Annotated in this window: 24 protein-coding genes and 1 rRNA gene (1 of these 25 running past the window's edge); 14 read left to right on the forward strand and 11 right to left on the reverse strand. The window is 69.7% G+C overall.

The features are described from left to right. Positions 1–2 precede the first annotated feature (2 nt). Entirely contained in the window at positions 3–491 is a 489-nt protein-coding gene (locus POL67_RS24705) for a hypothetical protein (protein WP_271921195.1), read from the reverse strand. 305 nt (positions 492–796) lie between these two features. On the opposite strand from POL67_RS24705, the gene POL67_RS24710 reads away from it, so the two are divergent. Together POL67_RS24710 and POL67_RS24715 are read left to right on the forward strand one after the other, a co-directional pair. Further along, positions 797–4,174, forward strand: coding sequence for a protein kinase domain-containing protein (locus POL67_RS24710; RefSeq protein ID WP_271921197.1), 3,378 nt, complete (start codon positions 797–799; stop codon positions 4,172–4,174). 160 nt (positions 4,175–4,334) lie between these two features. Then, entirely contained in the window at positions 4,335–5,660 is a 1,326-nt protein-coding gene (locus POL67_RS24715; RefSeq protein WP_271921199.1) for a cytochrome P450 family protein, read from the forward strand. 15 nt (positions 5,661–5,675) lie between these two features. On the opposite strand, the gene POL67_RS24720 is transcribed toward POL67_RS24715, so the two are convergent. Then, on the reverse strand, positions 5,676–6,077 hold the full coding sequence (locus tag POL67_RS24720) for a group II truncated hemoglobin (RefSeq protein WP_271921201.1): 402 nt from the start codon (positions 6,075–6,077) through the stop codon (positions 5,676–5,678). A 93-nt stretch (positions 6,078–6,170) separates the two neighbouring features. Here POL67_RS24720 and POL67_RS24725 point away from each other — a divergent pair, with 93 nt between their 5' ends. Further along, positions 6,171–6,764 carry a hypothetical protein gene (locus POL67_RS24725; protein WP_271921203.1) on the forward strand — a complete coding sequence of 198 codons (594 nt, stop codon included), beginning with the start codon at positions 6,171–6,173 and terminating at the stop codon, positions 6,762–6,764. Positions 6,765–6,788: 24 nt separating this feature from the next. Here POL67_RS24725 and POL67_RS24730 read toward each other — a convergent pair whose 3' ends face one another. Continuing rightward, positions 6,789–7,502, reverse strand: coding sequence for an SPOR domain-containing protein (locus POL67_RS24730; protein WP_271921205.1), 714 nt, complete (start codon positions 7,500–7,502; stop codon positions 6,789–6,791). A 171-nt stretch (positions 7,503–7,673) separates the two neighbouring features. Between POL67_RS24730 and POL67_RS24735 the strand changes: the two genes are divergently transcribed. Beyond that, positions 7,674–9,095: a phospholipase C gene (locus POL67_RS24735; RefSeq protein WP_271921206.1), complete on the forward strand. Its 1,422-nt coding sequence runs from the start codon at positions 7,674–7,676 to the stop codon at positions 9,093–9,095. 3 nt (positions 9,096–9,098) lie between these two features. Beyond that, positions 9,099–9,524 (forward strand): hypothetical protein, encoded by a 426-nt coding sequence (locus POL67_RS24740; protein WP_271921208.1) that lies wholly within the window; start codon positions 9,099–9,101, stop codon positions 9,522–9,524. A 170-nt stretch (positions 9,525–9,694) separates the two neighbouring features. On the opposite strand, the gene POL67_RS24745 is transcribed toward POL67_RS24740, so the two are convergent. Next, positions 9,695–11,011: an MFS transporter gene (locus POL67_RS24745; RefSeq protein ID WP_271921210.1), complete on the reverse strand. Its 1,317-nt coding sequence runs from the start codon at positions 11,009–11,011 to the stop codon at positions 9,695–9,697. Positions 11,012–11,213: 202 nt separating this feature from the next. Between POL67_RS24745 and POL67_RS24750 the strand changes: the two genes are divergently transcribed. The 3 genes from POL67_RS24750 to POL67_RS24760 all read left to right on the forward strand — a co-directional run bounded on the left by POL67_RS24750 (position 11,214) and on the right by POL67_RS24760 (position 13,074). Continuing rightward, on the forward strand, positions 11,214–11,543 hold the full coding sequence (locus POL67_RS24750) for a hypothetical protein (RefSeq protein ID WP_271921212.1): 330 nt from the start codon (positions 11,214–11,216) through the stop codon (positions 11,541–11,543). Positions 11,544–11,577: 34 nt separating this feature from the next. Beyond that, positions 11,578–12,339 carry a hypothetical protein gene (locus POL67_RS24755; protein WP_271921214.1) on the forward strand — a complete coding sequence of 254 codons (762 nt, stop codon included), beginning with the start codon at positions 11,578–11,580 and terminating at the stop codon, positions 12,337–12,339. Between the two features lie 261 nt (positions 12,340–12,600). Then, entirely contained in the window at positions 12,601–13,074 is a 474-nt protein-coding gene (locus POL67_RS24760) for an HAD domain-containing protein (RefSeq protein ID WP_271921216.1), read from the forward strand. On the opposite strand, the gene POL67_RS24765 is transcribed toward POL67_RS24760, so the two are convergent. Together POL67_RS24765 and POL67_RS24770 are read right to left on the reverse strand one after the other, a co-directional pair. After that, on the reverse strand, positions 13,071–14,204 hold the full coding sequence (locus tag POL67_RS24765; protein WP_271921218.1) for a hypothetical protein: 1,134 nt from the start codon (positions 14,202–14,204) through the stop codon (positions 13,071–13,073). The two genes, POL67_RS24760 and POL67_RS24765, sit on opposite strands and share 4 nt — an antisense overlap. Before the next feature lie 70 nt (positions 14,205–14,274). After that, the gene (locus POL67_RS24770; protein ID WP_271930888.1) at positions 14,275–15,453 is read right to left on the reverse strand and encodes a cytochrome P450; all 1,179 of its coding nucleotides are present in this window, start codon (positions 15,451–15,453) and stop codon (positions 14,275–14,277) included. A 271-nt stretch (positions 15,454–15,724) separates the two neighbouring features. Between POL67_RS24770 and POL67_RS24775 the strand changes: the two genes are divergently transcribed. The 3 genes from POL67_RS24775 to POL67_RS24785 all read left to right on the forward strand — a co-directional run bounded on the left by POL67_RS24775 (position 15,725) and on the right by POL67_RS24785 (position 18,301). After that, complete coding sequence (locus POL67_RS24775) at positions 15,725–16,363, forward strand: RNA polymerase sigma factor (RefSeq protein ID WP_271921220.1); 639 nt, start codon at positions 15,725–15,727, stop codon at positions 16,361–16,363. Next, the gene (locus POL67_RS24780) at positions 16,360–17,595 is read left to right on the forward strand and encodes a hypothetical protein (RefSeq protein WP_271921222.1); all 1,236 of its coding nucleotides are present in this window, start codon (positions 16,360–16,362) and stop codon (positions 17,593–17,595) included. Before POL67_RS24775 ends, POL67_RS24780 begins: the two co-directional genes overlap by 4 nt. Before the next feature lie 91 nt (positions 17,596–17,686). Next, the gene (locus tag POL67_RS24785; protein WP_271921224.1) at positions 17,687–18,301 is read left to right on the forward strand and encodes a hypothetical protein; all 615 of its coding nucleotides are present in this window, start codon (positions 17,687–17,689) and stop codon (positions 18,299–18,301) included. A 13-nt stretch (positions 18,302–18,314) separates the two neighbouring features. Here POL67_RS24785 and POL67_RS24790 read toward each other — a convergent pair whose 3' ends face one another. The 4 genes from POL67_RS24790 to POL67_RS24805 all read right to left on the reverse strand — a co-directional run bounded on the left by POL67_RS24790 (position 18,315) and on the right by POL67_RS24805 (position 22,947). Next, on the reverse strand, positions 18,315–18,731 hold the full coding sequence (locus POL67_RS24790) for a VOC family protein (RefSeq protein WP_271921227.1): 417 nt from the start codon (positions 18,729–18,731) through the stop codon (positions 18,315–18,317). Between the two features lie 95 nt (positions 18,732–18,826). Further along, the gene (locus POL67_RS24795; protein WP_271921229.1) at positions 18,827–19,831 is read right to left on the reverse strand and encodes a sigma-70 family RNA polymerase sigma factor; all 1,005 of its coding nucleotides are present in this window, start codon (positions 19,829–19,831) and stop codon (positions 18,827–18,829) included. 51 nt (positions 19,832–19,882) lie between these two features. Next, positions 19,883–21,169 carry a DUF1501 domain-containing protein gene (locus POL67_RS24800; RefSeq protein ID WP_271921231.1) on the reverse strand — a complete coding sequence of 429 codons (1,287 nt, stop codon included), beginning with the start codon at positions 21,167–21,169 and terminating at the stop codon, positions 19,883–19,885. A gap of 14 nt (positions 21,170–21,183) precedes the next feature. After that, positions 21,184–22,947, reverse strand: coding sequence for a DUF1549 and DUF1553 domain-containing protein (locus POL67_RS24805; RefSeq protein ID WP_271921233.1), 1,764 nt, complete (start codon positions 22,945–22,947; stop codon positions 21,184–21,186). A gap of 208 nt (positions 22,948–23,155) precedes the next feature. On the opposite strand from POL67_RS24805, the gene POL67_RS24810 reads away from it, so the two are divergent. The 3 genes from POL67_RS24810 (at position 23,156) to POL67_RS24820 (ending at position 24,277) form a co-directional block, all read left to right on the forward strand. Next, on the forward strand, positions 23,156–23,572 hold the full coding sequence (locus POL67_RS24810; protein ID WP_271921236.1) for an organic hydroperoxide resistance protein: 417 nt from the start codon (positions 23,156–23,158) through the stop codon (positions 23,570–23,572). 68 nt (positions 23,573–23,640) lie between these two features. Then, entirely contained in the window at positions 23,641–23,871 is a 231-nt protein-coding gene (locus tag POL67_RS24815; protein WP_271921237.1) for a hypothetical protein, read from the forward strand. Beyond that, the gene (locus POL67_RS24820) at positions 23,837–24,277 is read left to right on the forward strand and encodes a DUF488 domain-containing protein (RefSeq protein WP_271921239.1); all 441 of its coding nucleotides are present in this window, start codon (positions 23,837–23,839) and stop codon (positions 24,275–24,277) included. Before POL67_RS24815 ends, POL67_RS24820 begins: the two co-directional genes overlap by 35 nt. Before the next feature lie 156 nt (positions 24,278–24,433). Here POL67_RS24820 and POL67_RS24825 read toward each other — a convergent pair. Continuing rightward, positions 24,434–24,735: ribosomal RNA gene (locus tag POL67_RS24825) — 23S ribosomal RNA — on the reverse strand; it runs 2,704 nt beyond the window's last position.

The raw sequence follows: 24,735 nt of genomic DNA on the forward strand, positions 1-24,735 counted from the left end.
GTCTACTCCTGGGCTTCGACCTCCTCCGCTTCCATGAAGCTCTCCTGCGTCCCGAGCGCCTCCTGGATGCTCCCGGTATCCTCGATGAGCGCGGCATCGCCCTGGAGTCCGGCCTCGAGTCCGGCCTCGCCCAGGTTCGCGATCTCGCCCTGGCTCGCGATCTCGCCCTGGATTCCGGACTCACCCTGGAGTCCGAACTCGCCCTGGAGCGCGACCTCGCCCTGGATCCCGACATCCCGCTGCGACTCGACGCGCTCCTGAACGGTGCGCTCGATCTTCGCCCCGGCGCGCTCCTTGACGGTGCGCTCGATCTTCGCCCCGGCGCGCTCCTTGACGGTGCGCTCGACCTGCGTCGACTGCGACGCGTGATGCCGCGCGCGCGCCTTGTTCAGCTTGCCGAACAATCCGCCCGGGGTGCCCGCCGACGCCGCGCCGGCCATCACGAGAATCGCCATTCCGAGACCCATTCCGATCGTACGACCCTTGCTCATACATTCCTCCTTACGGTGAGGACGACGCGCGAACCCTCTCGCGCCCGACCCTCGCTGCGCCCCCGGTGCAATGCATATGCCCTGATCGTTGCCACCCTGCGGTACGCGCGGCGCCCGTTCCGTCACCACGTCCCCTCGGGGCCTTAGGACGATTGCCGCCCCACGCGTACTTCCTCGCGCGGGATCCGAAAAGTCGGAGATGATGGGCGTGCCCCATTACGATCCCACCTCGGACCGGGAGCGCCGTTCGTATTGAAAGACGAGGCGCTTTCGCGGGGGGCTTCCCTCGTGGTACCGTCTCGGGCGTGAAGGGCGACACGGAGCGCGACGAGAGCCGGAGCCGCGAGGATGCGCCGACGAAGGTCGAGCTGCCGCCGCGCAGCGTGCGGCCGAGCGTGCCGCCGCCCGCGTCCGTGACCGACGTCGGCGCCACCATTGCCGGGCGGTATCGCCTCGAACGAAAGCTCGGCGTGGGCGGCATGGGCGAGGTCTTCCTCGCCCGCGACGCGTGGAAAAACATCCGCGTCGCCGTGAAGATCCTGCACCGCCGCATGGCGGACAACCTCACGGTCGTGAACCGCTTCCGCCGCGAGGCGCGCATCATGCGGGAGCTATCGAGCCCGCACGCCGCGGCCATTCATGATTTCGGACAAACCGACGACGGGGCGCTCTACCTCGTCATGGAGTACCTCGAGGGCGAGACGCTCGGCAGCTTGATCGAGCGGGAAGCGCCGCTCGCCCCGGCGCGCGTCACCCGCATCGCCCTCGATCTGCTCGACGTCCTCGCGGACGCCCATCGGCGCGGCGTGGTCCACCGCGACATCAAGCCGCAGAACGTCTTCCTCGCCCTCGCCGCGCGCGGGCCGGGCAAGGACGGCGAGCCCGTGGTCAAGCTCCTCGATTTCGGCATCGCCAAGCTCGAGGACCACGAATCCACCGAGCTCACCGAGACCGGCGCCATCTGGGGCACGCCGCGCTACATGAGCCCGGAGCAGGCGAGGGGACAGCCCATCGATCGCCGCAGCGACCTCTATTCGCTCGGCGCGATGATGTACCGCGCGCTCACGGGCGAACCTCCGTTCGAGGGCGCGAGCGTGGCCGAGCTCTCCTATGCGCTCACGCACAAGGCGCCCGTCCCGCCCGACAAGCGCCGCCCGGATCTCGGCATTCCCCTCGAGCTCGGGCGCGTCGTGATGCGCGCGCTCGAAAAGGACCCGAACGCGCGGTATTCGACGGCCGCCGAGATGGCCGAGGATCTCCGGGCGCTCCAGAGCGAGCCTGCGCCGGCGCCCGTGGCCGAGGCGGGGCGGCTCACGAGCCTCGGGATGCGCGGGTGGATCCTCGCCACGTGCCTCTTCGCGCTCGTCGCGCTGGCCGAGTTTCCCCGCGTCGCGCGCGCGACGTTCCCCGGATTCACGGTGGAGGCGGGCCTGCTCGTCTCGGCCGTCGTGGAGCCGACCTGGCCCGGAATCGAGCGGGGCATCGAGCCCTACGATGCGCTCCTCGCGGTCGACGGCACGCCCGTGCATCGCGGCAGGGACGTCCACGAATACGTGCATCGGCTCGCCCCGGGCACGCTCGTGACGTATACCCTGCGCCGTGACGATCGCACGTACGACGTGGCGGTGCCGGTCACGCCGTTCGGCTGGGCCTCGCTGTTCAAGCTCTACGCCTCGGGGCTCATCGCCGCGATTCTCTTCCTCCTCGTCGGCGGCATCGCCGGCTGGAAACGGCCGACCTTGCGCCCCGTGCAGGCGCTCGTGGCCTTCACCAGCGCCGTCGGCCTCTTCCTCATTGCCTCCGTCGATTTCGACCTCGTCGACAGCGCCTTCACCTGGATCTATTACCTCGGCTGCTCGTCGACCGGCGCGGCCGAGGTCCACCTCGCGCTCGTGTTCTCCGGCCTCGGCGGCGCCACGCGAAAACGCCCGTGGCTCCTCTGGCTCCCGTATGTGCCGGCGCTCGCCTTGCTCGTCACGTGGACGACCATCGGCGTCGATCCCGCCATTGGCAACGCCTGCACCCGGGCCGGCATTGGCATGATGCTGCTCGGGTTCCTCGCGCTGCTCGGCTCCTTCCTCTACGCGCGCTTCCGCGGCCGGACGCTCTCCGCGCGGCAATCGGCGCGCTTCATGTTGTGGACCGCGGGCCTCTCCGTCCTGCCGAGCCTCGTGCTCCAGCTCGTGCCGATCAGCCTCGGCCTCCACACGTCGTCCGTGGCCGGCTTGAGCTGGCTTGCGATGTTCCCCCTGGCGGGCTTTCCGGCGGCCTTCGCGCACCAGATCCAGCGCCGGCAGATGTTCGACGTCGACGTCGCGCTCCGCGAGGTCTCCCGTGTCCTCGCCATGCTCGTCGTGCTCGGCGCCGTCTTCGCCGCCGTGGCCTTCTCCTTCGGCGGCCTCGCTTATGCGTTTTCCGGCTCCGAAGGTATGTACCTCGGCCTCGGCGCCACGTTTGGGGTCGCTGCGGTCGTGGCGGCGGCCGAGCCCGTCTCGCTCCGGATCCGCCGCCTCTTCGAGCGCCGCGCCGACGTCGACGCGGCCTCCGTGCTCGACGAAATGGCCGGCGCCGTGGCCAATGCCGCCTCCGAGGACGAGGTCGTCACGCTGCTCGTCGACACGATCCGGCGCTGCTTCTCCCCGCGCACGACGCGCCTCCTCGAGCGCGGCGACGGCGGCATTTACTGGGCGCGTGCCCCCGGCGCGCCGCCCTCGCAATCCATGACGGGCCCGCGCTCCGTCACCGGGCCCCGCACGGAGGTCGACGGCGATTTCAGCGGCGCGACCCGCGAGCCTGCACATGGCACGCCCGTGGACGAGATTCGCCGCAGCCTCACGCGGCTTGGCCATTTCGACGCCCATGCCTTCCTGGTCCTGCCGCTCGACGGGGCCGAGGGCGCCGCCGGGGCCGCCGCCGCGCCGGCGTCCGTGGTCGTCGTGGGCGCGCGCGCCGACGGCAAAGCGTATTCGTCGTACGACGCCTCGCTCGTCACGGGCCTCTTGCGGATCGCGGCGCTCCGCCTGCACGCGCTCGGCGAACGCGCGGACGCCGAGAAACGTTTGCTGCTCGATCGATGTTTTGGCCCCGCGCGCGGCGAGACGGGCGCGCCGGGGGCGGAGCTCGTCGGGGGTGTGCCCGCGCGTGGCCTCGCCACGGCGCTCGTGCTGCGTTTTTCCGGGCTCGACATGGCCGCGGACCGCTTGCCGCCGCGCCGATTCAAGGTCCTCGTCGACGAGCTCTCCGAGGCCGCGGCGACGGCGGCGTTCACGATGGCCGGCACGATGCACGCCTCGCGCGGGGACGAGATGCTCTTTGCGTTCGGCGCGCTCGGCGAGGATCGGAGCGCGGTCGAGCTCGCCTCCATGCGCGCGGCGCTCCATCAAATCGAGCAGACCGCCGAGATCGCGGCGCGGCATGGGGCGCCTTTCGTCCGCGCGCGCGTGGGCGTGGCGCGGGGCCTCTTGACGGTGGGCACCTTCGGCGCGCCCTTTCATTCGCATTGCATGATCCTCGGGGCGGCGGTCCAGGAGGCCACCGAGCTCGCGGGCGCCGCGCGGGACGGGGAGGTCCTCGTCGACGACGACGTCGCGCGGGCGGCCGAGGAAGCCGAGGCGATGACGATCGAGTCCTTGCCGGCGCACCGCGGGATCCGGGCGTCGCGCGTCGCGCGTCGCGAGGTGTGACGCCGCGTCCGAGACCTTCGCCTGGCTGCCCGCCAATCCCTGAATTCCCGCCTGACGATTTCCCGTTGACGAAGCGCCTCCCTGCGTGGACGCGCCGCGCGCGGCCCCTAGAATGGCAAGGCGCCGCGAGCGCTACGCGCGTGTGCAGGCGGAGGACGTCATGCAAAACGGATCCAGCGGAGAGAGCGAAAAGGCGACGGGGACCGTGACGTTGTCGCTCGACCCGGGACGGGCCATCGAGGACTACGCGGCCGCGCGGGCCCAGGGCCCCGTCGTCGCCGTCTCCTTCACGGACGCGGACATGGACGCGGGCGGCGGCGAAAGCGCGGCCAACCTCGAAGCCTTCCTCGCGCGCGAGCATCTCTTCGTGTCGCATTACGAAGAAGTGCTCTCCGCCCTGGTCGATGGCCGCTTTTCGTCCGATCGACGTACGGCCATGACCCCGGAGCAACGCGAGAAATTGCCGCCCGTCATCGAGGAGCTACGCCTGCTCTCGGAGACCCTGCTTTCCAAGGATCCCCCGGATCACACGCGCCTGCGCAAGCTCATCCAGCCGAGCTTCTCGCCGCGCGCCATGGAGGCGATGCGCCCGCGCATCCAGAAGCTCACGGACGACCTGTTCGACGCCGCGGAGCGCGCCGCCGAGGCCCGCGGCGAGCGCGCGCCCGATCGCTGCATGGACCTCATCGAGGCCTTCGCATACCCGATGCCGGTCACGGTGATCTCGGACATGCTCGGCATTCCGATCGCGGACCGCGCGCAGGTAAAACAATGGACGGAGAACCTCCTGCGCGCCGACCGTCGCCGCGCCGGCGGCATGGATGCCGAGACGATCACGGGGCTGCGCCAGTTCACCGCGTATTTGCGGGATCTCTTCGTCCTCAAGCGAAACACCCCGGCCGAGGACATGATCACGGACCTCCTGCGGGCCGAGGAGGCGGGCGACAAGCTCTGCGAGGACGAGGTGCTGTCGACGGTCTTTCTCCTGTACCTCGCGGGGCACGTGACCACCGTGAACCTGATCGGCAACGGGGCCTTCGCGCTCTTCCAGCATCCGGCGGAGCTCGCGAAGTTGAAGGCGGATCCGACGCTCGCGAAGGGCGTCGTCGAGGAGACGCTGCGTTACTGGGGCCCGGTCGATTTCGTCGCCGCGCGCATCGCCAAGGAGAACGTGCATCTCGGCGGGGCGTGCATTCCGAAAGGCGAGCCCGTCATGGTGGGCCTCGCCGCGGCGAACCGCGACCCGGCGCGCTTCCCGAACCCCGACACCTTCGACATCACGCGCCAGGGCGCCGAGCGGCACGTCGCCTTCGGAAAAGGCATTCACCTCTGCGTGGGCGCGCCGCTGGCGCGGGTGGAGGGCCAGATCGCCTTCGACACCTTGTTCCGACGGTTTCCCGCGATGCGCCTCGCCGTGCCGCCCGACGACGTCCGCTGGAACAAATCCTTCCTGCGGGGCCTCACGGCGCTGCCGGTCTTGTTCTAGCGGGACGACGCGGGCTCAGCCCGGTTGATTGCGCATGAAGTCGGCGACGTCGGCCAGGCGGCCGAGGAGGAACGTGCGGAGGTCCGGCGCCACGCCGACCTCATCCATGGCGGTCGTCATCGCCCGCATCCAGGCGTCCCGCATGGCGATATCGACGGGCACGCGGGCGTGGCGCATGCGGAGGCGCGGGTGGCCGTTCTGCGCGATGTAATCCTGCGGCCCGCCGAGCCAGCCGATCAGGAACAGCGCAAACCGATCGCGGCTGCGGCGCGAGACGCGGCCTTGCTCGTCGAGCTCGTGCAGCTTGGCGAGGACGGGCTCGTCGCGGTCCATCGCATCGTAAAAGTGCTCGCAGAGGTTCCGGACGGCGGCCTCGCCGCCCATACGATCGAACGGGGTCTCTTGGGGCTCGGACATCGGGGGGCTGTGTAGCACGTCGAGGCGGGTCGGATGAGGCGCTCGGGTGATCCGGGCTTGACGCGCGCGGCTCGGTGCGATGATCGTCGTTGGATGCATCGGTTCGCCCGCATCCTCCTTGGCCTCGCGGTCGCCATGCTCGCGCGGACCGAGCCGGCGCGCGCCGACGTCGTCGGCCCCAAGCCGTTTTTTTGCGGGCCGGGCAAGGTCGGCGTCTCCAGTCATGAAGGCTCGCGTTGCGAGAAGAAGGCGCCGACGAACTGCCCGCCGGGGTGGGGCGGCGTGATCGGCGGCGAATGTCGGATCGCGACGTGCCGGAGCGACAGGGACTGCGCGGGGGACGAGACGTGTGACGAGGTGATGGCCTGCATCGAAACGAGGCCGCTCTTCGATCGGCGCCATCCGCTCGCCATGCCGATGTCCTACGACGCGGAGCTAGGCATTTGTGGCCCCGGCGCGGCCTGCGATGCGCCGCGCCGCTGCGAAAAACGTTCGGTCTGCGTGCGCGGCGGCGAAGTCGCCACGGTCTACGTGCCGCCGCCGGGCCAGTACGAGGCCACGGGCCTGCCCCGACGCAGCAGCGGTTGTGGGGGCTGCGCGGTCGGCGAGGAGGGAGGCGCGGCCACCACGTTCCTGGTCGGCGCGGCATTCGCCTTGGCGAGAGCGACGCGGCGCAAGGGCAAGTAGATCAGGGCCGGCTGCCTTCGCCCGTCACCCCATTTTCGTGAACGACTCCTCCTGGATTGCCTTGCCCGCAGGCAACGCGCGCACGTACCCGCCGAACCCCTTGGCGCGCAGCCCGGCGAGCGCGGCCCGGGCCTCCTTGCGGCTCAAGAACGTGCCGACAATCACCCGGTGCGGACCATCGGCCTCGGGATCACGGAGCACGTGCGCGGTTTGCTTGGGGGCGGGAAACCCTCCCTCGACGAAAAAGCCGTGATCGCCGGCGTCGAGAGCCGCCACGTGGTCCTTCACGGCGAGGGCGCGGCGCTTGCTGCCGGCGAAGATCTGCACGGTGTAGAGCTCGGGATCGAGCGCGCGCGCCTTCCGCACCTTGGCGGCGGGAACATGAAACGCCTTCGCCACGGCGCGGAACGTCGCCGGCAGGTCCTCCGAGCCAGCCGCGATCGTCGTCACTGCGCCACACGCGCCCTGGTCGCTCGCACACGTCGCCTCGTCCCATTCGATGGCGAGCGCCGCGCCAGGCGGCAGAAGGGCATTTATGCGCGCGCCCCAGCGAGCGGCCTCGCGGGCGTGCTCGGGGTTCCATTCGGCGACGCCGAGGCCGCGGGTGATGCCAACGCCGCCGACCTCGGCGTACCAGCCGTCCCAGCAAGCCGCAGCGTCGCGTGTGGCGGTGGAGAGCAGGCCCGCGAGGCCGAGGGCCAAAAAGGGGCGAAGAACCGCATGGAGGGAGCTACGCATGATGGGCCGAACGCTCCCGGGCGCGAGGCGTATTCCGCGCCGTCCGCCTGCCCCTGCCGCATCGGATCAAAATCGCCGCCCGAGTCGGCCGAGCCTCGGACGCTCTGCACCACGCCCGCCTCCGCTCCCGCGCTATGGACCTCGTCCCGCGCATGGGCGATACTCCGCCGCATGCGCATCCCCCGCCCGCTCTTCGCCTTGGCGCTCGTTTCGTGCATTCCGGCGTGCACCTCGCCGTCCTCGCCGCCGGCGCCGGCGGATCCGGAGCTGCCTGGCCCGCCCGAGTGGAATCGCGACGTCGTCGAGCCCGCGGACCAGGAAGCCGCGACGGCGCGCGAGAGCTGCGCCTACCGCGCGGGCGCGCTGCCGGCCGAGACGCAAGGGGAGAGCCACCCCGTCGGCGCGGAGATCCCGATCGATCACATCATCGTCGCGATGATGGAAAACCGCTCCTTCGATCACTACCTCCAGAAGATCGGCGACGTGGGGATCGACGCCGACGTCGCGCCCGAAGGCTTCACGAACCTCGACCCGGACGGGAACCCCATCGCGCCGTTCCCGCTCGATCAACACTGCTTCGTCGACACCGCGCATAGCTGGGGCGCCATCAAGCAGCAGATCGCCGGCGGCGCGATGAGCGGCTTCGTCACCACGAACGAGGGCGCGCACGAGCTCCCCATGAACGGCGATCTCAGCATGCTGCTCGGACGACGCGCGATGGGGTATTACACCGAGGCCGATCTGCCTCTCGTGTACTGGCTCGCGAAAAACTTCTCGATCGGCGATCGGTACTTCGCGTCGGCGCCCACCGCGACCTGGCCCAATCGAATGTTCATGCACGCCGCGACCTCGTTCGGGCTGAAGTCGAACGATTTTCCGCAGGGCGTGGAGGCGACGCTGATCGATTACCTGAACAAGCGGAAAATCTCGTGGCGCTTCTATTACGAGAACACGCCCACGTTCGCCATGTTCATCGAGCGGTACCTCGAGCTCCGGCAGGAGGAGAACCGCTTCGTGCCGATGAGCCAGTTCTTCACCGACGCGGCGGAGGGCAAGTTGCCTCAGGTCGCGTTCATCGATCCCGACGGCACCAGCAGCGGGCAGATGGACCATACCGACGAGCACCCCCCGACGCCGGCGACGCTCGGGCAGAACTGGCTCGCCGAGGCGATCGCCGCGCTCGTGGCGAGCCCGCATTGGAGCCGCTCGGCGATGTTCATCAACTACGACGAGCACGGCGGGCTTTACGACCACGTGCCACCGCCGAAGGCCTGCGCGCCCGACGATCGCGAGCTCGACGACACCGATCGCGCCGTCTTCGAATCGTACGGCGTCCGTGTCCCGTTCTTCGTCGTCTCGCCGTACGCGAAAAAGGGCTACGTGAGCCACGACGTCTACGATCACACCTCGGTCGTTCGGTTCATCGAGGCGCGCTTCCAGATCCCGGCGCTCACCCATCGCGACGCCAATGCGCTCGCGCCGTGGGACGTCTTCGATTTCAAGTCCACCCCCGCCAAAGAGCTCCCGAACGTGCCGAACGTGCCCGTGGACGAGGCCATCATGAGCGAATGCAGGGCGCTCTGGGGCGAATAGAGGATGGAGGATCCGTTCCTCACGCGATCCTACCTGACGATGGCCCTCCTCCGCGAGGTGCTGGCCGAGTTCGCGTGGCCCGCCCCCTATGAGCTCGAGGACGATTTGCCCGACGGCATCATCGTCGCGTTCCCTCGATCCCACCTCTATTTCAGTGACGACTACCTGGGCGAGGTGCATTTGCGTTTCCTGACCGAGGACACGGGGACGGACGACATGCTCTGTTTCGGCAACGCCATGCACGCGCTCGTCTACCGGCCGAACGAAGGACGTCCCCCGGTGCCGATGCCGGATCTCATCAACGACACGTCGATCGAAGGCTCGACCTGCGCAGTTCATCGAACGGCCAGGCCAAGACCGGCGACGGGCCTGCCCACCAAGACCGCGGCGCTGCAGGTTTCACCGGCAGCGTACGCGTCGCCGGCTTGAAACCCACCTTCAAGGTCTTGCCACGGGCCCGTTTGGAAGAACTGCGCGGAGCGCGATTCTTCCACCCTCGGTCCAGGTCGTGCCTGGTTCGGGCCTTTGGGCGAACAGCCCCCGCGGGGTCCGGGGCAGCGCCCCGGCGCGACGCCGCCCCCCGCGAAAGCGCTCCGCTCCTATCCCTGCTTGTTCGTCGTCTGGCTGATGCCGGCTGCGATTTCCGGCAGGATCCCGAGCCGGACGTAGGTGGGCCTCACGGCGCGGCGCAGCGCGGGCAGCTTGTGCAGGAAGACCGCCACGCCGACGAGCGTCACCACGCCGCCGAGCCGCACCGTCATCGGCGCGCCGACATGCGCCCCGAGCCAGCCGGCTGCGAGGCTCCCGAACGGAGCCATGCCGAAAAATGCCATCGTGTAAAAGCTCATCACGCGGCCGCGTTTGTCCTCGTCGACGAGCGTTTGCAGCAGCGTGTTGCTCGCCGCCATTTGCACCATCATGCCGCCGCCGACCACCACCATGATCACCATCGAGAGCGGCAGCCACCTCGAAAACGAGAAGGCGATGAGCCCTGCGCCGAAGAGCGCGCCGGCGATGACCATCGTGCGCCCGAGGCCGAGCACGCTCCGGCGCGACGCCAGGAGGAGCGCCCCAGCGACCGCGCCGACGCCCGACGCGCCCATGAGGATTCCGAGAATATGCGGGCCGCCGCCGATGACCCGTGCGGCGAAGACGGGCATGAGCACCGTGTACGGCACGCCCGTGAGGCTCACGAGCGCGAGCAGCAGCAGAATGGCTCGAATGGGCGCGAACGAGGCCGCATACCGGAAGCCCTCGTGCAGCTCGGCGAGGATGCGGCTCCGCGCCGGCGCCCGCGCCACGGGCGGGAGGCGCATCATGAGGAGCGAGGCGATGACGGCCCCGTAACTGACGGCGTCGATCAAAAAACAAGTTCCCTCGCCGACGGCCGCGATGAGCACGCCCGCGACGGACGGGCCGAGCAGCCGCGCGGCGTTGACCATGGAGGAGTTGAGGGCGATTGCATTCGGGAGATCCGCCCGATCTTCCACCATGTCGACGACGAACGCCTGCCGCGCCGGCGTGTCGAAGGCGTTGATGACCCCCTGGAACACCGAGAGCGCGAGCACGTGCGCGACCGTGATCGTGTGGGTGAGCGCGAAAAACGCGAGGAGCGCCGATTGCACCATCGCGAGCACCTGCGTGACGACGAGGATGCGGTGGCGGTTCCAGCGGTCGACGAGCACGCCCCCGAACGGAGCGAGGACGAACGTCGGGATTTGCCCGGCAAAGCCGACGAGCCCGAGGATCAGCGCCGAGTCCGTCAGCCGATACACGAGCCAGCTCGTGGCGACGCGCGTGAGCCACGTGCCGATGAGCGAGACGCCCTGGCCGAAGAAAAAGAGCCGGTAATTGCGGTGCAGGAGCGCCCGTCCCATGGCCCGGAGCGTCGATTCGACGGGCGCCTTCGGGATCACGAGGCGACGACCTCAGGTGGACAGGGGCGCATCATGGAAACGCTCGCGGAGAGGTTGCCACGGTCGGGGATCGGCAACAAGCGCGCCAGCCTGGCGGCGTTCCGGAGGAAGCAGAAGCGGGCGCAGACCCTGGTGGAAGAGGCGGGGATCTCGTACGTTCCGGTGCAGACGCTTCGCTCCCCCCTCGACGAGGAGATGCTCCATGAACAGACGCGTGCTCGGGACGTTGGGATTCTCCTTGTGGACGCTCGCCGCGCTCGCTTGCGCCGGCGCGGCGCCCGGCGACGACGTGCCGAGCGCGGCCTCGGCGGACACCACGTGTCAGTCGGACGCGGACTGCGTCGTCGTCGAGACCGCGTGTTGTGACCACTGCAACGGCGGAAAGGCCGAGGCGTTCAACAAGGCGCACGCCAACGCGCACCGCCCGCAAGGCTGCGAAGGCGTCGCGTGTACCCGCCGCGGATGTGGCGATGCGGTCGCCGAATGCGTCGACCATACGTGTCAGGCCAAGATTCTGCCGCTCGGGTCCTGACCCGCGCATGTTTCGCCCTGCCCACGCGCTTGTGATGGCGACCCTTGCAGCGACCCTCGTGGCGGCCTGCGGCGCGCCCCCGGTTGCGACACCGGTTGCGACACCGGCCGCTCCGGCCGCGGTCGCGGGAGATCGCGCCGCGGAATGCGCGCGCCTTCAGGCCGTACTCGACACGGAAATGCGCGACGTGCCGGCCGCCGAGATTCGCTCGACGACGCCCATGCCACGCGTCGAGGCGCTGATGCACCGCCTGGAGCAATCCTGCGACACCAGCGAGCGCCTCAGCGACGAGCTCCAAGACCCCACGCTCGCCTCCGAGGCGAACGAGTTCCGGCTCGCGACGGCCTACCTGCTGCTCACGACGGCGCACGTCTTCGGGCTCGCGCACCGGGGCGAGCCGGACCTCGCCCCGTTCGATCGCGCGGCCGACGTCGCGACGCGCCAGCGCGAGCTCGCCTATCGAAGCGCGCGGGCGCGTTGCATCGACGACGGGTCCCGCGACCAATCGCCGGAATGGGGGGAGGCGCTCCAGACCACGTTGAAAGAGCGCACGCCCGCCATCAGCGAATGTCACTTCCAAGAAAAGCAGCGCGCCCCCGACCGCAAGATGGGGAAGCTGGAGATGAAGCTCCATATCGCTGCGGATGGACACGTCGAGCTCGTCGGCCCGATCGGGTTCTCCGCGCTCAGCGGCGCGAGCCCGGAGCTCGTGTCTTGCCTCGTTCGCGTGTTCGAGCCTTTGCGATTCCCGCCTCCGACGGGCCGCGCCATCGTGGTCCTCCCGTTCCTCGAATAGGGGCCGGCGCCTCCGATGAGCCTCGACTTTTACTTCCATGTCGAGACCCGTCGCTCCGGCGATTGGACCGTGCCGGAGGGATTTCCCTGCGCACCCTACCAGTCTTCCTGTTCAAGCCGGGCCCCCCCGAGAGCCGCGCACGGGCGGGACGACGAGCTGCGGGTCGTCTCCATGGTTGGTTGACGCTCCTCAGCCCCGCCGCCGACGTCCTCCAGCCCCGGCTTGACGCTCGGCCCCGCCTCGTGGTGTCCTCGATCCGCCATGAAGATCGTGTTTCTGGACTTCGACGGCGTGCTGAACCATTACCTCATGCTCCTGCACGAGGACCGCGACACGCGGAAACAGTTCAGCCCGCCGGCCGTCGAGCGGCTCAACACGATCGTGAAGCGCACGGGCGCGCGGGTCGTGGTCAGCTCGACCTGGCGGGAGTGGAACACGGTCGACAGGCTGCGGACGTTGCTCGCCGAGGAAGGATTCGTGGGCGAGGTCCTCGATCACACGCCCATCCTGCACCCGAGGACGAAGCGCTTTCCCGACCCGAACCCCGGCCAGACCCGGTGCATGGAAATCATGCAATGGATCGACGCCCGGCCCGAGCGGCCCGAGCGTTTCGTGGCCCTCGACGATCTCGACCTCGAGCTGCTCGCCGCCTACCACGTGAAGACGGAGTCGGATATGGGGCTGCTCGACGAGCACGTGGAGCTTTCGGTCGACCTTCTTGGAGAAACCCCCTAAGCTGCCTTGCGGCCGCGCTCCTCCCTTTGCGTGAGCCCATCCGCGGAGAGCTCGGACGACAGCATCCCGCTCTCGTGCATCTCGTGGATCATTCGTTCGAGGCGCGCCTCGTCGAAATGGACGCCGAGCGCCTCGGCCGCGCGCGCGAGGAGCTCGCGCTCCCGGAGCGAGGCGCGCGCGTCGACGGCCGCGCCAATCTCGAGCGCATGATAAAAAGGCCCCCGCGCCGGGGAAGGGACGTCGCCGAGCCGCAAATACCAGCCGATCGGATCCGCGAGCCGCTCGTCGAGGCCGATCGAGATGTCCGTCTCGCAGCCGCGCAAGAACGTGAACAGGAGCGCCGTCTCCTCCGGCCGCAGCCATCCGTCGGCTTCGAAGAGGAACCACAGGCCTTCGAAGAGCCGATCTTTCACGGGGGAAAGGCGTTCGTCGGCGAGGACGCGGTCGAAGGCGGCGCGATACCGCACGTACCGGAGGACGGTCTGGCCGAGCCTGCGCGTGCCCAGGTAATTCGTGACGGACGAGGCGACGATGCCCACGAACGGGACGAAGCTGCGGGCGAGGCTTCCGCCGAAGAGGCGCGCGGCGAGGCCCTGCGTCGCGCCTTCGAGGTCGGTGCGCGCGAGGCGGGCGAGCGCGGCGCCCGGGCGATCCTGCTCTTCCGGGGCCTGCTCGGCGCCCTGCACGAGCTTGAAGAGCGCCCACACGTCGGCCGGGTCGTCCGGATCGAAGCGCACGCCGACGCAGCCCGCGAGGCGGCAAGCGGTGTACGTTTGCGTGACGAGGCGGAGCGCGGCGTCGAGCGCAGCGCCGAGCGCGGTCGCCGGGAGCGCGACGAGCGCGCCGACCCCTTCCGTGCCGGCCGTGAACAAGGCCCCGCCCGTGGAGACGAGGCCGGCGCCGGCGCCAGCGAGCGCGGAAAACAGCGCGCCGCCCCGAATGATCGCCTTGCCGCGCCCCGCTTCGGTCACGCCCGTCGCCGCCGAAGGGCCCGCCTCGTCCGCGGCCTCGTTGTACCGGCGAATCGTGGTCGAGACGAGCCGGAGGAGGAACTCGTCCGCCCAGCCGATCTCATCCGAACGTTCGAGCGGAAAGGGGAGCGCGGCAGGGGCCTCGTCGTGCGCGGTCATGATGCGAGATCCGTTTCAAAAACCATTCCCGCAGGGCCACGTCGCGCCGGCCCGAGCGCCGCGCGCGTGTTCACGAGAACCGCAGCGGAAGCGCCACGGGCCCGCGGACCAGGATCGTCCGGTTGTAGCGGATCTCGCCCGCGCCGAGCTCCACCCGCCGAAACCGCCGCGTGAGGACCTCCAGCGCGGTCCGCACCTCCATTCGCGCGAGGAGCGCGCCGATGCAGGCATGGATCCCGTGCCCGAACGGGAGGCTGCCCTGCGCGGCACGATCGAGGTCGAAGCGATCCGGATCCGCATAATGATGCTCGTCCCGGTTCGCCGATGCCAGGAGCACGAGCACGAGTGATCCTGGCGGGATCGTCATCCCCGCGAGCGTCACCTCCGCCGTGGTGATCCGCGGCAGCGCGTGGGCAGGTCCGTCGTACCGGAGCATTTCCTCGACGAACGGCGAGGCGAGCGCGGGATCTCCGCGGAGCTTTTCCCATAACGCCGGATGCGTCGCGAGGAAGAGCATTGAGCTCCCGAGCAGGTGCGTCGTGGTCTCCAGGCCGGCGAGCAGGAGCATCACGAGGAAATCGAGGATCTCCTCCTCCGTGAGGGAATGGCCGTCCACCTCGGCGTGGATCAGATCACTCACCGTGTCGTCCGCCGGCGCCTGCCGCCGCGCGGCCACGACCTGCCGGAGATACCCCGAAAGCTCGGCGATCGTGGTCCGCACCTGCGCGGCGTGCTCGGCGCTCGAAGGCTCGGGCGTGATCGCGACGATCTCGTCGGCCCAGCGCTTGAAATGCACGTGCAGCGAGGAATCGAGGCCGAGGATCTCGCCGATCACGAACGCCGGCAGCGGGATCGCGAAGGCCTCGACGAAATCGACATCCCCCACGAGCTTCCCCGCGAGCTCTTCCGCGCGGCGTTCGACCTTCGGCGCGAGGCGGCGCGTGGCGCCCCCGCCGAACGCCCGGGTGACGAGGCCGCGGAGCCGCGTGTGCGCCGGCGGATCGAGCGCAACCATCGAATGAACGAGCGGGTTGTACCCGATCCACGGGGGCTCCAGGGCCGCCTTGAAGCCTTGCGAGGAGAAGAGCGCCGGGTTCTTCAGGACGAAGAGGACATCGTCCCAGCGGCTCACGGCCCACATGCCGCCGGGATCGACCTGGCACACGGGGGAGGACGTCCGCATCGCAGCGTAACGAGGGTACGGATTCGCCCGAAACGAGGGCGAAAGGACATTGATTCGTTCTTCCATCACGGCGTGCCTCCCCGGTCCGCGCCCGCGGACCACGCGCCCCCCTTCGAGCACGCCCCGCGCAAGCGCGAGCCCACAGCCGCTCGCGCTTGCGCTTTTGGCGCGGGGACGCGGACGGCCGTTCGTCCGCGCGTCTTCACGACGAACGGGCTCGGGACGGCGGCGCCGTTGCCCCGCGAACGGAGCGGCGCCGCCCGCCCCTCCCAAAAAACGCGCTGCCGAGGAAACCGGCCGGCCCCTCGCGCATGATGGGAGCGAAGGAAGCACCTTCGTGCCGAGCCCGAACCTCGCCCCCCCGGACGTCGCCGACCTCCTCGCGCCCCTCGCGCGAAAGAGGCTCGTCGAGGAGCGTCCGCCCCCGGGCGAGGCCCAAGCGCGCGCCGCGGAGTTGCCCCGGACGGCCACGCCGAGCGCGGTCGAGGTCGTCTACCGCAAGCACCACGGGCTCGTGTACCGGCTCGCGCTCCGCTACGGCAAGGGCAACGTCGCCTGGGCCGAGGACATCACGCAGGAGGTCTTCCTCGACCTGATGAAGGCGCTGCCGGCGCTCGACGACCACGACGACCTCGCGGGCTGGCTGTATCGCGCCACCACGAACCGCTGCTTCAGCCGCATGCGCCGGGATCGATTCCGCTCGCTCGCGCCGATCCGCTGGCTCTTCGGCGCAGACCAGCCCGAGCCGCAGCAGCCCGACACGCTGGTGATGGCCCGCGAGGATTTACGCCGCGCGATCGAGGCGATCGCCGCGCTGCCGGTGAAGGAACAGGTCGCTTTTTCAATGTACTGGCTCGACGGCAAGGAGCAGGAGGAGATCGGCGAGATCCTGGGGCATTCGAAGGGATACGTCTGCAAATTGATCCAGCGCGCCGTCGAGAGGCTGAAGAAGGACGGCTGGGGGGTTTCCCCATGACCACACCCGCGTCGAACGATCTGCTCGCGCGGCTGCGCGCGGCCGAGGAGCTGTACGCCGAGGTCACGCCGGATCCGACGCTCGAAGCGCGGCTCGGCGCGCGCCTGCGGAGCCTCGGCGCGAAGCCGCCGCGTGTTGTGGGGTCGACGTCGCTCCGCGGGCTCGCGCGTCCTCTGGCCCTCGTGACGACCTGCGCCCTCGTGCTTTTCCTGTCGCTCGACGACGACACACCACACGCCCGCTCCGGGCTCGTTTCGCCGAAACAAACCGAATTCGCGGCCGATCCGGACGTGGCCCCGGCCGCCGATCGCGCGCCGGAGACGAACCCGCGCGTGCTCGGCCCGCCGCGGGCCCCCGTTCCGAGCGCGCCCGATGCCCGGCCGCACGCGCCGTCGCCTTCGTGGCGCGCGCTGGATCCGTCTTCGCCTTTTGATGCGGATCCCGAGCGGCGGCCTATCGAGCTTGATGGGCGCGGCCCGAGACGCGACGTGCCCTCGGGCCCTCGGTCTCGCATGCATTCGCCCGGCGGGTCCGGGGACGTGGACGGCTCCGAGGGGCTCGTGTTCTGGTCGCCGACGCAAGCCCTCGCCGGCGAATCCGGCGCACCCGCGACTGGCTCGCTCGGCGGGGCGCGCGGCGCGACGACGAATATGCCAAAGCCCCCCGTCGATCCGGCCGGTCCGCAGGCCTCCTGCGCGACGCCCGAGACCTGGAAGGAGCGCGCCGAGCTCGATTGCGACGAAAATGGCCTCATCCTCGCCGAGATCACCTACCTCGATGCGTGCGGCGACGGCCTCTTCCGGAGCGCCGAACACGAATGCGCCGAGCCCGATCCCGAGGTCGACGTGTGCACGATCGATACCGTGGGCGACGGTGTCACCTGCCAGGATCCGAGCAAGCTCAAGGACATCGCCTCCCAGGTCTGCCAGATCGCGGGGCAGCAGATGGTGGATTTTCAGTACACGACAGGCGATTGCGGCTGGATGACGCGGCAGGCGAGTTACACGTGTTGCCCGCCGATCGTCGATCCGCCGCCGCCGCCACCGCCGCCGCTCGTTTGCCAGAGCGGCGCCCTGGGCGACGGCGTGACCTGCCTCGACAAGGGTTTGCTCAAGGACAAGGCCTACGCGGCCTGCAATGCGCTCGGCCTTTCCCTCGCGGATCTTCAGACCGCGGGGGATTGCCCGGCCGACCAGGCGTCGAAGGTCGGTTTTTCGTGCTGCGAGCCTTGACGTAAAAAAAGAGGAAACGCGAGGCCACCTCGCGATTGAAGAAGAACGGATGTCACGACGGCGCCCCGCAGCGGGGCGCGCGGAGGTACCCATGCGTTTGTCGAATGGATTGCGGTCGCTCGTGGTCGTATTTCTTGCGTCCGGGTTCGTCGCCTGCACGGCGGAGGTGAAGGACAGCGGGCAGGAGATGGCGCAGGGCGCGCTCGAAGGCGACGGGAAAGAGGAGGGGGACGGGAAGGTGAGCGAGGAGAGCCCCGAGGCCCCTGTGCTGCCGTCCGGCTGCTTGCAGGGCACCGTGGAGAGCCCGACCTGCGAGGATCCGGGGATCTTGAAGGATCAGGCCTTTGCGATCTGCCAGGAGAACGGTCTCCTCTTCACGGTCTTCGAGTACCAGGGTGGCGATTGCGGCTGGCAGACCACACAAGCCCATTACGAATGTTGTCCGGTGCCCCCCACGCCGCCGGTCGATCCGCCGCCGCCGGTCGATCCGCCGCCGCCCGAGCCGCCGGCCATCTGCGCGAGCGGCTCGATCGGCGACGGGATTTCCTGCCAATCGCGGGACTTCCTCAAGCAAGCGGCGCACGACGCCTGCAATCAGGCGGGCTTGCAGCTCTTCGATCTGGTCCTCGAAGCGGGGGATTGCAGCCCCGCGGAGGCCATCAAGATGACCTATTTCTGCACGGCGGGTGGCTCGGTCTGCCCTTGAGCCCGCGACGTGATCACTTCTGGACCGCGGCCGGATCCATCCACATGACTTCCCAGTGGTGGCCGTCGATGTCGTAGAAGCTGCCGTTGTACATGAAGCCGAGATCCATGGCGGGCATCGCGCGTGACCCGCCATTCTCGACCGCGGTCTTCACCATCTGGTCGACCTCGTCGCGGCTCTCACACGAGAGGCAATAGAGGCCCTCGGTGGCCGTGCTCGTGTCGCAGATCTGCCTCTTCGTGAACTCCTTGAACTTCGACTCGACGAGGAGCATGAAGTACGCCTCCTCGCTCACGATCATACACGTCGCGGTTTCATCGGTGAAATGCGGGTTGAACGTGAAGCCGAGCTTCGTGAAGAACTCGACCGAGCGCTTCAGGTCCTTGACGGCGATGTTGACGAAGAGCTTGCGGGAACGGGTCGTGGTCATAGGCGCCTCCATGTCTGTGGGTTCGGCGTATGGACCCCGCGGGGGGTCCGAACTCATCGGTCCGCGAGAGAAAAAGTTCGACCCGGCCGAGCCGGCTACGGCGCGAGCTCCAGCGGCAGGCCAAACCGCGGGAAAAGCGCCGCCGTGTCGAGGAAGGAGTTCATCGCGGTGATCCGGTCGCCCGAGACCTCCAGCACGATGAGCGCCCACGCTTTGTAGGGCTCGCCCGGCGCGTGCGGGGGACGGTACTGCCCGAACGCAGGCGAGCCACACGCCGCCGTCGGCACGAGCCGCGAGCCACGACACCCTGCGCCGCGGCCGATGAGCCAGGCCAGGATGGAGGCATGCCCCTTCAGCCAGAGCGAGTACGGCGGCATCGAGAGCGTCGCGTCCTCGTGCAGGAGCGCGGCGAAGGCGTCCATGTCGTACCGCTCGAACGCGTCGACGTAGCGGTCGAGCATCGTCGTCTGCACGTCGGCGAGCGGGGCAGGGGGCTCGCTGAGGTCGCGGGCCTGGAGCGTGGCGCGGGCGCGCTGCAGGGCGCTGTTCACCGCGGCGACCGAGGTGCCGAGGCTCTCGGCGACCTCCGCGGCCGCCCAGCCGAGGACCTCGGTCAGGAGCAGGATCGCGCGTTGCTTCGGCGGGAGGTGCTGGAGCGCGGCCACGAACGCGAGGCGGATGCTCTGGCGCATCGAGACGAGCTCGGCCGGCGTCGCGTCGTCGGGCAGGGCCCGCGCGTCGGGGATGGGCTCGACCCAGCTCGACGTGGGCAGGGTGCTGAGGGTGTCGTCGACCGTGCCGACGGGGCCACACTCCATCGGGCGGATGCGGCGCGAGCGATCGGCGAGCGCGTCGAGGCAGACGTTCGTGGCGATGCGATAGAGCCAGGTGCGCAGCGACGAACGGCCGTCGAACTGGGAAAAACTCCGCCAGGCGCGCAGCATCGCCTCTTGCACCGCGTCCTCGGCCTCCGAGACCGACCCGAGCATGCGGTAGCAATGCCCGGTGAGCGCGGCGCGATGTTCCTCGAGCTGTTGCGCCGTCGCCTGGGTGACGTCGAAGCCGGCGGCGTGCTTCCTCGGTGCCGAGAGGTCAGCCATCTCGGCCGTGTCTAACAGGTTCGCCCCCCGAGGACAAACCCCGATCGCCGCCTAAAGCAAGATTTCGCGCACGACCTGCCCGCCGTCCGTGAGGGTGATCGGGCGGCCGCCCGGGGACGGGACCGTCTCCAACGGATCGAGGCCCATCGCCGAGGTGATCGTGGCAAACAGGTCGGCCACGGGCACCGGCCGCTCGACCACCTTTTCACCTTGCGCGTCCGTCGCGCCGAGCGTGATCCCGCCGCGTACGCCGCCGCCCGCGAGCACGGCGCTCCACGCGGCGGGGTGGTGATCCCGCCCGCCCCGCCCATTGAGGCGTGGTGTCCGTCCGAACTCGCCCATCCACACGACGAGCGTGCGATCGAGCTTGCCGCGCTCGGCGAGGTCGCGGAGCAGCGCGCTCATGGCGGGATCGAGCACGCCCATCAGCCGCTTCGTGCGCTCGAAGTTGTCCTCGTGCGTGTCCCAGCCGTCGAGCGAGACCTCGACGAACGGCACGCCCGCCTCGACGAGCCGCCGCGCCGCGAGGCAGCCGCGCCCGAACGCCGTGTCGCCGTAGGCCTCGCGCACGGCCGCGGGCTCGCTCGACACGTCGAACGCGGCCGCGGCCGGCGATCGCATCATCCGGACGGCTTGCGTGAACACGGCGCGCCGCTCGGCCACCGCGGCGCTCTGCGTCTCTTTTTCGAACGAGTCCTCCAGCATCCCGAGGGCCGCGCGCCGCCGATCGAACCGCGCGGCCGAGACGCCCGGCCCGTATGCCATGTCCTCGGGTGGTCGCCCCGGCTCGCGCACCACGAACGGACCATGCGCGCGCCCGAAAAACCCGCCGCCCGCGCTCGGCCCGCCGAGGCTCACGAAGGCGGGCAGCTCCGCCTTGGGATCGCCGCGTCGCGCGCTCACCCATGCGCCGAGGGCAGGGTGATCAACGGTCGGATTGGGGATGTGCCCGGTATGGCCGAGCTGCCGGGCGCGCTCGTGGCTGCCCTCGCGGCTCGTCATGCCGCGCAGGATCACGAGCCGGTGCGCCTCGGCGGCGACGCGGGGCAGATGCTCGCAGATCGACACGCCCTTGGCGCGGGTCTTGATGGCGCGGAACGGCCCGGCGTCCTTCGTGCCCGGCTTCGGGTCGAACGTATCCACGTGGCTCGGCCCGCCGTTCATCCAGAGCACGATACAGGCATCCGCGCGGGGTTTTGTGGGGGTCGCGCTCGCTTCGGCCGCGCGCGCCTCGGGCGCCACGAGCCATCGCCGCGCGAGCCACGCCCCGAGCCCTCCGAGCCCTGCCTGCAGGAGGCGCCGGCGATCGATCGTCACGGGTTTGTCTTGGGTCTCCATGGCGTCCTCCGGTCTCAGTGCTGGAAAGCGAATTCGCTCGAATCGAGCAGCGTCCAGAACAGATCCTCGTAGGCCCGGTCGCGCGGCGTCTTCGCGACCCAGCCTCGTTTTTTGCCGATTTTCCCGAGCGGACCCGAGCCGTTCGGCGGCGCGGCGTGTTCTTCGGAAGCCGCCGCGGCCTCGTCGAGGAACTGCACCCAACGGGAAATCTCCTCGGCCGTCGGCCTGCGCGAGAGCGTGCGCAGGTAAAGCGCCTCGATCTTGGCCGCGTCGCCGCCCGGCATCACGAGCACGTCCGCGAGCGCGCCGCCCGAGAGCGCGGTCGACCCATAGCCGACGAGCGGGCCATTCAGGAGCAAGAGCGCCTGCGGGATCGTCCCGTCGAACTCCGCGCGCGCGCCATCCTCGTCGACGTCGAACACGAACCGGAAGCGCTCGCGCATCTTCGCCCGCAGCGCGTCGGCCCGCTCGCCGAGCGTGTCCTCGATCCACGGATCGAGGCGCGTCGCCGCGAGAACCGCGTCGAGCAGCACCGGCGCCGGCAAACGACGCGGGGCAAACGCCGCAAACGTCGCCTCCGCCGCGGGTGGTCCTGCCGCGAGCCCGTAGGCGCGCGTCGCGCAAACGGTCCGCAAGAGCCGCTTGAGATCGTGACCGTGCTCCACGAAATCGGCGGCGAGCGCGTCGAGCACGGCCTTCGCGCGGGGCGGGTTCGAGGGGCGCAAATCATCGACGGGCTCGACGAATCCATGTCCGAAAAAGAGCCCCCATACACGATTGACGAGCGCCTTGCCAAACCAGGGGTTCGTCGGGGAGGTGATCCACGCGGCGAGCTCGGCCCGCGGCACCTCGCCGGCAAGCGCGGTCCCGTCGAGCGCGGCCGGGGCGAGGGTGGCGATCTCGCGCGCCTCGTCCGTCGCCTTTTTCCCGGGCCGCCCGCGCTTGCCGTCCTCGACCTCGAAGGCGCGGGCCATGCCTTTTTCCTTCTCCTCGACGGGTTTGACGCGGGTCCGCGCGAAGGCCGCGGCGAAACGGCGGAAGTCCGTGGTCGTCCAGTTCTCGGTCTTGTGGTCGTGGCATTGCGCGCACTGGATCTGCACGCCGAGGAACGTGCGCGCGGTGGCGCCCGCAAGGTCCTCGACGCCGCCCCGATACTGCACAATCCAGTTCGTCGCGCCGTTCACGCCCTCGGCCTCGGCCTCGGCGGCCGCGTTCTGCGCGGCCATGCGGCGCTCGCGGGCGGGGCCGCCGGGGCTGCTTTTCCCGGTCGCCCCGACGAGTTCGCGCACGACGTGATCCCAGGGCGTGTTGTCGGCAAACCGCGCCCGCAGCCAGGCCCGGAACGCGGCCCGGTCGACGAGGTTTCCCTTCGCGTCGTCACGGAGGAGGACGTCTTCCCAGTACGCGGCCCAGCGCTCGGCGAAATGCGGGCTCGCGAGCAGCGCGTCGACGGCCCGCGCGCGTTTGTCCGGCGCGGGATCGGCGAGGAAACTCGTGACGACCTCGGGCGGCGGCAACGTGCCCACGAGATCGAGCCACGCGCGGCGGAGAAACTGGGCGTCCGTGGCAGGTTTGGCCGGAGATACGCCCGCGGCCTTCCATTCGGCCTCGAGGAGAGCGTCGACGCGCTGGGGGATGTCGGTCGTCGCGGGCGCCGTGGCCGCGTCTTTCCGTGGAGCCGAGGGCGTGGCAGACGGGGAGGGGAGACCGCCCGCGCCGCCCCCCGAGCAAGCGGAGAGCAAGGCGAGCGCGACCCAAGCCGAGGTCCGTCGAAGCATGAAGGGCCGCCCAAGCAGGACCAATGCCAGCCCGAGCCTCCCTGAAAACGCGGCCTTTTGGGGGCGCGTGGCCTGCGGACGGCCTGCCGCGCGCCCGAGCGGTGCGGCGGACGCTCCGCGGGAGCACGGGAGCCACGCGGATTTCGATTGCAGCCGCGGCCTCGCGGCCGAAAAGGAATCCCGCATCTACGTTGGAGAGGAGCAAGTCATGAAGATTTTGTACACGACGGCGGGGACGGCGACGAACGGGCGCGAGGGGCGCGTCAAGACGGAGGACGGCAAGTTCGACCTCCAGCTCAGCCTGCCGAAGAGCGTGGGCGGGCCGGGCGGGGAGGGGACGAACCCCGAGCAGCTCTTCTCGATGGGCTACTCGGCCTGCTTCGGCGGCGCGCTCGCCCTCGTCGCCCGCATGCAGAAGGTGCAGACCGGGCCCGTGCAGATCGAGGCCAGGGTCTCGCTCGGCCAGGATGAGAGCGGCGGCTTCGGCCTCGCCGTGGAGCTCATCGGCCACATCCCGAACCTCCCGCGCGAGCAGGCCGAGGCGCTGATGCACGCGGCGCACCAGGTTTGCCCGTACTCCAAGGCCACGCGCGGCAACATCGAAGTCAAGCTCTCCGTCGCCTGACGTCTCGATCGGGGCGTGGATCCGCGGCCGACACTGGCCACGCGGAGGCCACGCCCCACAGACGTCGCATGAACAAACGCCCCAAGGATCCCGGCCGAACCGAGCCCGCGCACGCCGACGAGAAGGCCCAGCGGCGCTCGGCCGAGTCGCAGCACGGCGGGATTTCCTCCGAGGAGAGCGCGCGCCGGGACGAGACCGGCGAGAACCCCGGCGGCACACACCAGGGAGGTCGGTCGGGCCCGGGGGGGTCCGGTCCGAATGGCCATGGCGCATCGAGCGACGAGGACGGCGGGTTCTGAGACGCTCGGCCGCTCGGCCGCGCGCCTGCCCCTGAAGACGAAGCGCTGGAACGAGCCCGTCGAGCCGGACGACGGGCTGCGTGTCCTCGTGTGCCGCTTTCGCCCGCGTGGCGTGCGCAAGGAGGACGAGACCTGGGATCTCTGGGCGAAGAACCTGGGCCCGAGCCGCGAGCTACTCGCCGCGTTCCAGGGCAAGAGCGGCCCGCCGCTTCCGTGGAAGGACTTTGCGCGGCAGTACCGGGCCGAAATGAAGGCCGAGCGCGACCTCATCCGCTCGCTCGCCGAGCGCCTCCGCCTCGGGGAGCGGATGACCTTGCTTTGCTCGTCGTCGTGCGTCGATCCGGGTCGATGTCACCGGACGTTGCTCGCCGGGCTCCTGGAGCACGACGCGGCCGCGAGGGCCTGACGCCGGGGGATGGAACGAAAAAGGCCCGCGTGAGAAAACCTCACGCGGGCCTGAAGGCTCCGGACAACGGAATGTAGTGCGTCTCGTTGCTGCGTTCGCGCGCGCCGGCTCGTCATCCGAGCTCTGGGCACGCCTCTCGACGTTTGCCTCAAAGGTATGGTCAAGCCGCACGACCGATTAGTACCGGTTAGCTCCGCGGATTACTCCGCTTCCACACCCGGCCTATCAACCTCGTGGTCTACGAGGGGTCTTTAGGAGCCTTGCGGCTCGGGACACCTAGTCTTGAGGCCGGCTTCCCGCTTAGATGCTTTCAGCGGTTATCCGTTCCGTACATGGCTACCCGGCTATGCCCTTGGCAGAACAACCGGAACACCAGAGGTACGTCCACTCAGGTCCTCTCGTACTATGAGCAGCTCCTCTCAAGTGTCCTACGCCCACGGCAGATAGGGACCAAACTG

This window comes from Polyangium mundeleinium (assembly GCF_028369105.1).
Lineage (GTDB): Bacteria > Myxococcota_A > Polyangia > Polyangiales > Polyangiaceae > Polyangium > Polyangium mundeleinium.

Excerpts from the sequence above, each read along its gene's own strand:
- POL67_RS24795 (WP_271921229.1), bottom strand. The coding sequence starts at position 19,831 with ATGGCTGACCTCTCGGCACCGAGGAAGCACGCCGCCGGCTTCGACGTC.
- POL67_RS24735 (WP_271921206.1), top strand. The coding sequence starts at position 7,674 with ATGCGCATCCCCCGCCCGCTCTTCGCCTTGGCGCTCGTTTCGTGCATT.
- POL67_RS24785 (WP_271921224.1), top strand. The coding sequence starts at position 17,687 with ATGCGTTTGTCGAATGGATTGCGGTCGCTCGTGGTCGTATTTCTTGCG.
- POL67_RS24705 (WP_271921195.1), bottom strand. The coding sequence starts at position 491 with ATGAGCAAGGGTCGTACGATCGGAATGGGTCTCGGAATGGCGATTCTC.
- POL67_RS24740 (WP_271921208.1), top strand. The coding sequence starts at position 9,099 with ATGGAGGATCCGTTCCTCACGCGATCCTACCTGACGATGGCCCTCCTC.
- POL67_RS24765 (WP_271921218.1), bottom strand. The coding sequence starts at position 14,204 with ATGACCGCGCACGACGAGGCCCCTGCCGCGCTCCCCTTTCCGCTCGAA.
- POL67_RS24805 (WP_271921233.1), bottom strand. The coding sequence starts at position 22,947 with ATGCTTCGACGGACCTCGGCTTGGGTCGCGCTCGCCTTGCTCTCCGCT.
- POL67_RS24790 (WP_271921227.1), bottom strand. The coding sequence starts at position 18,731 with ATGACCACGACCCGTTCCCGCAAGCTCTTCGTCAACATCGCCGTCAAG.
- POL67_RS24780 (WP_271921222.1), top strand. The coding sequence starts at position 16,360 with ATGACCACACCCGCGTCGAACGATCTGCTCGCGCGGCTGCGCGCGGCC.
- POL67_RS24800 (WP_271921231.1), bottom strand. The coding sequence starts at position 21,169 with ATGGAGACCCAAGACAAACCCGTGACGATCGATCGCCGGCGCCTCCTG.
- POL67_RS24725 (WP_271921203.1), top strand. The coding sequence starts at position 6,171 with ATGCATCGGTTCGCCCGCATCCTCCTTGGCCTCGCGGTCGCCATGCTC.
- POL67_RS24820 (WP_271921239.1), top strand. The coding sequence starts at position 23,837 with ATGGCGCATCGAGCGACGAGGACGGCGGGTTCTGAGACGCTCGGCCGC.
- POL67_RS24730 (WP_271921205.1), bottom strand. The coding sequence starts at position 7,502 with ATGCGTAGCTCCCTCCATGCGGTTCTTCGCCCCTTTTTGGCCCTCGGC.
- POL67_RS24715 (WP_271921199.1), top strand. The coding sequence starts at position 4,335 with ATGCAAAACGGATCCAGCGGAGAGAGCGAAAAGGCGACGGGGACCGTG.
- POL67_RS24815 (WP_271921237.1), top strand. The coding sequence starts at position 23,641 with ATGAACAAACGCCCCAAGGATCCCGGCCGAACCGAGCCCGCGCACGCC.
- POL67_RS24720 (WP_271921201.1), bottom strand. The coding sequence starts at position 6,077 with ATGTCCGAGCCCCAAGAGACCCCGTTCGATCGTATGGGCGGCGAGGCC.
- POL67_RS24810 (WP_271921236.1), top strand. The coding sequence starts at position 23,156 with ATGAAGATTTTGTACACGACGGCGGGGACGGCGACGAACGGGCGCGAG.
- POL67_RS24770 (WP_271930888.1), bottom strand. The coding sequence starts at position 15,453 with ATGGAAGAACGAATCAATGTCCTTTCGCCCTCGTTTCGGGCGAATCCG.
- POL67_RS24750 (WP_271921212.1), top strand. The coding sequence starts at position 11,214 with ATGAACAGACGCGTGCTCGGGACGTTGGGATTCTCCTTGTGGACGCTC.
- POL67_RS24760 (WP_271921216.1), top strand. The coding sequence starts at position 12,601 with ATGAAGATCGTGTTTCTGGACTTCGACGGCGTGCTGAACCATTACCTC.
- POL67_RS24755 (WP_271921214.1), top strand. The coding sequence starts at position 11,578 with ATGGCGACCCTTGCAGCGACCCTCGTGGCGGCCTGCGGCGCGCCCCCG.